The 5,289-nt window shown below is 54.2% G+C and carries 5 protein-coding genes and 2 other annotated features; of the genes, 3 read left to right on the top strand and 2 right to left on the bottom strand.

Annotation, left to right across the window (positions count from 1 at the left end):
* The coding region (locus tag JNC80_RS19765; protein ID WP_376711390.1) for a SulP family inorganic anion transporter at positions 1-950 on the bottom strand (950 nt) is incomplete at its 3' end.
* A gap of 110 nt (positions 951-1,060) precedes the next feature.
* A complete protein-coding gene (locus JNC80_RS19760; protein ID WP_376711389.1) occupies positions 1,061-2,317 on the bottom strand; it encodes a cyclopropane fatty acid synthase in 1,257 nt (418 codons plus the stop codon).
* Between the two features lie 208 nt (positions 2,318-2,525).
* Positions 2,526-2,578, bottom strand: a sequence feature (sul1 is cis-regulatory element that is thought to sense ions involved in sulfur or methionine metabolism; They are found in Alphaproteobacteria).
* A 221-nt stretch (positions 2,579-2,799) separates the two neighbouring features.
* Here JNC80_RS19760 and JNC80_RS19755 point away from each other — a divergent pair.
* The 3 genes from JNC80_RS19755 to JNC80_RS19745 form a co-directional block, all read left to right on the top strand.
* Entirely contained in the window at positions 2,800-3,180 is a 381-nt protein-coding gene (locus tag JNC80_RS19755) for a hypothetical protein (RefSeq protein ID WP_376711388.1), read from the top strand.
* Positions 3,181-3,441: 261 nt separating this feature from the next.
* Complete coding sequence (locus JNC80_RS19750; RefSeq protein WP_376711387.1) at positions 3,442-3,564, top strand: hypothetical protein; 123 nt, start codon at positions 3,442-3,444, stop codon at positions 3,562-3,564.
* A 521-nt stretch (positions 3,565-4,085) separates the two neighbouring features.
* Positions 4,086-4,137: a sequence feature (sul1 is cis-regulatory element that is thought to sense ions involved in sulfur or methionine metabolism; They are found in Alphaproteobacteria), on the top strand.
* A 163-nt stretch (positions 4,138-4,300) separates the two neighbouring features.
* Positions 4,301-5,289 (top strand): SulP family inorganic anion transporter (locus tag JNC80_RS19745; RefSeq protein WP_376711386.1); only part of this gene is annotated, 989 nt, incomplete at its 3' end.

The raw sequence follows: 5,289 nt of genomic DNA, 5'->3' as shown, positions 1-5,289 counted from the left end.
ACGAGTGCCGCCATCGGGATCTGGCTGACCCAATCACCAAGAACGAGGATCATGAACAGCAAAAACACACCGGCGCAAAAACTTGACAGACGACCGCGGCCACCGGACTTTACATTGATCATTGATTGACCAATCATGGCGCAACCGGCCATCCCACCGAAGAAGCCCGTCACTGTATTGGCGATACCCTGACCAACACATTCTCTGTTTTTATTGCTGGGCGTATCAGTCAAATCATCGACGATCTGCGCCGTCATCAGGGATTCCAGCAATCCCACGACCGCCACTGCAACCGAATAGGGCAGGATGAGTATCAGAGTGTCGAGATTAAGCGGTATCTGCGGGAGCAAAAAGACCGGCAGGGTAGACGGCAGTTCACCCATATCGCCAACGGTACGGATATCGAAGCCGAACCAGATCGAAAGGGCCGTCAACACCACGATGCACACCAGAGGTGAAGGTATAGCCTTGGTGATATAGGGAAGCAGATAGATGATGCCAAGGCCGCCGGCGACCAAGATATAGGTTAGCATTGGAACATTGGTCAATTCCGGCAACTGCGCCATGAAAATCAGAATGGCCAGCGCATTGACGAAGCCGGTCATGACGGACTTCGACACGAAGCGCATCACGTAACCCAGCTTGAAAATGCCAGCAATGATCTGCAGAATGCCGGCGAGAATGGTCGCAGCCAAAAGATACTCGACGCCATGTTCCTTGGCGAGCGTAATCATCAGGATGGCGGTTGCCGCCGTCGCGGCGGAGATCATGCCGGGGCGACCGCCCACGAAGGCGATCAGCACGGCGATCGAGAACGATGCGTAGAGGCCGACCTTCGGGTCGACCCCTGCGATGATCGAAAAGGCGATGGCTTCGGGTATGAGGGCCAGCGCCACGACGAGGCCCGCAAGCGCATCGCCCTTGATATTTCCGAACCATTCGGTTCGCATTTGAGTCAAACTGTTAGCTGACAATGGAGACACTCCTTGGCGCTCTCACAGAGCGGATGCAATAATGAAAGTGACCGCCGCGACGAGCGACGGCAATGGCGGTTCGAAGTTCACTCAGCCGCTCGGGATATCTGGGCCGGCAATGAACATTCCATTTCGCGGAGCCGTGTTTCTGCCAATTGGATGTAATCGCGTTGCAACGGAACAGATGTCTGCTTCCGCGCAAGCTGGATCTGGAAGACCATCATGCCCTGGTGGCGGAAGGCGGATTCGGAAGAAGCGAGGTAGAACTCCCACATCCGCGCAAACCGCTCGTCATATAGGCCGACCGCTTCTTCACGCCGTGCCATGAAGCGCTCGCGCCAGGCTTTCAGCGTTTCCGCATAATGAAGCCGTAAGATTTCGATGTCACAGACAACGAGGCCTTGGCGTTCGATGACCGGCAACACTTCCGAAAGAGCCGGGATGTAGCCGCCAGGGAAAATGTACTTATGAATCCACGGATTGGTATGGGACGGTCCATCACTGACACCGATCGAATGCAATACCATGACACCGTCGGGCTTCAGGAGGGATCGCACCTGAGAAAAGAATTCGTCGTAGTGGCCAACACCGACATGCTCGAACATGCCGACGGAGACAATTCTATCGAATTGCTCATTGAGGTGGCGATAATCCTTCAGATGGAAACGCGCTCTGTCCGCCAGATTTTGGGTTTGAGCCCACTCGTTGGATATCACGAACTGTTCTTCCGATAGCGTGACGCCGGTAACGTCAGCATCTGTCATCTCAGCCAAGTAGAGGCCCAAACCACCCCAGCCCGAGCCGATGTCGAGAATCTTCTGGCCCGGTTCGATCAACAGCTTGGCCGCAAGATGCCGCTTTTTTGCCAGCTGGGCTTCTTCAAGCGAACAGTCGGAACTCTCGAAATACGCACAGGAATATTGGCTGTCGCTATCCAGAAACAACCGATAGAGTGAGCCATCGAGATCATAGTGGTGGGCCACGTTGTCCTTGGCCCGACCGACCGGGTTGTGCTGATGAAATCGCCGGCGCAGCCCGGTCAGCCATCGACTGAACTTTGCCGGTCCTGTGAGGGAGTAGACGCTGGCATTCGAGAACACGAGCTCGAGAAAGTCGTATATGTCACCTTCCTCGAGAACCAGCCTACCGTCCATGAAGGCTTCCCCGAATGCCAGTTCGGGATTGGACACCAAGGACCACAAGGTGTGGGTATCCGTGATCCGAAGCACAATGGGCCTGCCCGTCCCATTACCAAACGTCGCGCGACGGCCTGAAGGGTAGATGATGGACAGATCGCCGACTTTAATGTGATGCGAAACAAAGCGATTGAAAAATAATGGCATTCAATTTCCTGAATACGTCGTTCTCCCTGGACCATGCGCACGATCTCACCGCGAAGCCCAACGATGAGCTAGCGGTCGGATCAATGTCGTTGACGAGATCGCATCAGCTAAGCAGTTGTGATACGATTCACCGATCAGGCGAGCAGATTTTCCATGGGAATAACCAACGGGAACTCAAGGCGTCCAGAATGGACTGCGTAGAGTAAACTTGTGGCCGGGGGATGGGCGCCCGGAGAAGCCACCCGCCGAAACGGGTCCGTGATAATGGCATTAATGAGGCAAAGACTCGAAAATTGCAAGTCATAGCCGCTCAATTTTTTACCTCAGTGTATTTTGTTGGTAAATAAACTGAGAGTGTAGGATTAAGGTCAAGAAGTTTCCTACAATATGGGGATGACCTTAATGTTGTTGGTTCGCAGGCTGCCGGAGCGGCGCGAACCGAAAAGTCGTCCCGTTTCAAATACGGATGTTCCCGTATCCGTATGGATGAAAACCAGCTCGTTACACGACTACTGAACGGCAAGCCAGCATTAACACTGACGGAGATCAGGCGCCTTGTTCTTGGAAGCAGGATATTGGACGACTACGCGCTTTCCTATAAGGCCGCCGATCAGAGACCATCACCTAAAAGCAATTTTCGTCCGGGTCAGCCGCTGCTAGAACAATTGCTTGGCTTTTTGGGCAACACAGGGTTATCGCCATTTGCCCCGATTCCCTTGGCCATCATTTCGCTGTCGAAATCTCCCAGTGATCCGTTTTACATTGGCAAGCGCCCTAGAACTGAACATCCTATTGTCTTACCTCATCCAAGCTGCAGCGACGCTTGCGGCGGCGCCCAGATCAGTGTTCGGTCGATGAAATGATAAAAGCAAAAGGCCGGGACAGAACCCGACCTTCCTCACCCGTCTTACCACCGTTGCCAGTACATCCGTGGTCAACGCTAGAGACAAATTCTTGCCGCCCATAATAGCGTCTGGCGGAATAATATCAACCAAGCCTCCCCCCAAGTTCGGAAAATCGACATTGCGCTGGGTAAATTCAAGGGACTCGACTAAAGACCCAAATGTCTCAGTGCGCTGACTTTGCGATGGCGGATAGATCCCATTTCTGGCGATGACTTTCTCATGTCGAGCAAACTCACCACATCCGAAATGGCACTGGCAACCGTCGCATTCAATGCCCTCGTTGCGGGCGGGTGGCTCGACGTCGTGGTTGGGGTCGGTTATAATTCCTGCCATGCTGAATGACGCCTGTGTTCAGTCATTGCTGGTTGTCGATGCGCTCTAGGAAGCGATCGTTTGGCATGTCGACGGACTGCTCCCCTGAGCAACACAATTGTGAGTGATCCGCAGACACCCCTGATAGAGGGGAATTTCTTCGACAAGGCAAAAAAGACAATGCCTTTGAGCCAGAATTTTAGGGTCGTTGTTTTGACGCAGTTCCGCTCGACGTTAACCATTCCCCATCCTACCAATCTTGAGTTTTACACAGTCTATGGGCTCTCCGGCCTATAGGAACAAGCTAAGCCCACGGGGATTTTTCACGCTGGTCGAATACCCCCCCCCTGAGGAGAGCTTTACGCAAATCCTTCGAAAAGTCTTCAGCGAAACGAGGGCCAAAGAAGTGCGATTATATAACTCTCAGCAAGGAAACAAAGCGATCCAATCCGTCTATGTCGGGCAGGTCTAGGAGACTCATTAGGCGGATCTCTGCGCTTCGTGAATTTTTGCTTGATTCCAAACTGTTTTGTCGCAATATTGCCATAGTCAACGGACCCGCTCTGCGGGTGGCTTATCCGGGCGCCCATCCCCCGGCAACCCACAAGATCCATGCATCGCCATCATTGTTCAGTTCCTTATGGAACTCCCGAAGCATTTAGCCGCTTCTGGGCCAGAGCTATAGCGACGTGATCGTATCCGTGTGTGTGACCTCAATGATTAACGACATCAACTCCCGGATCGACCGCCTCCCATCGTCGCCGGCATGGAGACCTTTAACTTGAACCGCAATTTTCTTGGCTCACTTAAGTCCGAATGGTTTGGCAACGTCAAAGGTGACGTCCTTGCCGGCCTCGTCGTGGCGCTGGCCCTCATCCCCGAGGCCATCGCCTTTTCGATCATCGCAGGAGTCGACCCGAAGGTCGGCCTCTACGCATCGTTCTCGATCGCCGTGCTGATCGCCTTCGTGGGCGGTCGCCCCGGCATGATTTCCGCCGCGACGGCCGCAACCGCAGTGCTCATGGTCACGCTTGTTCGCGACCATGGCCTGCAATATCTTTTGGCTGCGACCATTCTCGCCGGCATTCTGCAGATCATTGCTGGCATCTTCAAGCTGGGTTACGTGATGCGCTTCGTGTCGAAGTCCGTCATGACCGGCTTCGTCAATGCGCTGGCCATTCTGATTTTCATGGCGCAGTTGCCGGAATTGACAAACGTTCCTATGCTCACTTACATCCTGGTCGCGGCCGGCCTCGGGATCATCTACCTCTTCCCATACGTGACGAAGGCAGTGCCTTCACCACTGGTCTGCATCGTGGTTTTGACCGCACTGTCGATCGGTTTCGGTTTCGACATCCGCACTGTCGGCGACATGGGTGAGCTGCCCTCCACCTTGCCGATATTCCTCATTCCGCAGATCCCGTTCAACCTCGACACCCTGATGATCATCCTGCCTTATTCCGTGGCGGTGGCCGCGGTTGGGCTTCTGGAATCTCTGATGACGGCTCAGATCGTTGATGATCTGACCGATACTCCGAGCGACAAGAACCGCGAATGCGTCGGCCAAGGCGTTGCCAATACCGTGACCGGCTTCATCGGCGGCATGGCGGGTTGTGCGATGATCGGCCAGTCGATCATCAACGTGAAGTCGGGCGGCCGGGGACGGCTCTCGACATTCTGCGCCGGTGTGTTTTTGCTGTTCATGATCCTCGTTCTTGGTGATTGGGTCAGCCAGATCCCGATGGCGGCACTCGT

The organism is Pseudochrobactrum lubricantis (assembly GCF_041929865.1).
Taxonomy (GTDB): domain Bacteria; phylum Pseudomonadota; class Alphaproteobacteria; order Rhizobiales; family Rhizobiaceae; genus Pseudochrobactrum; species Pseudochrobactrum saccharolyticum.
This window is presented reverse-complemented; position numbering and strand designations above follow the sequence as displayed.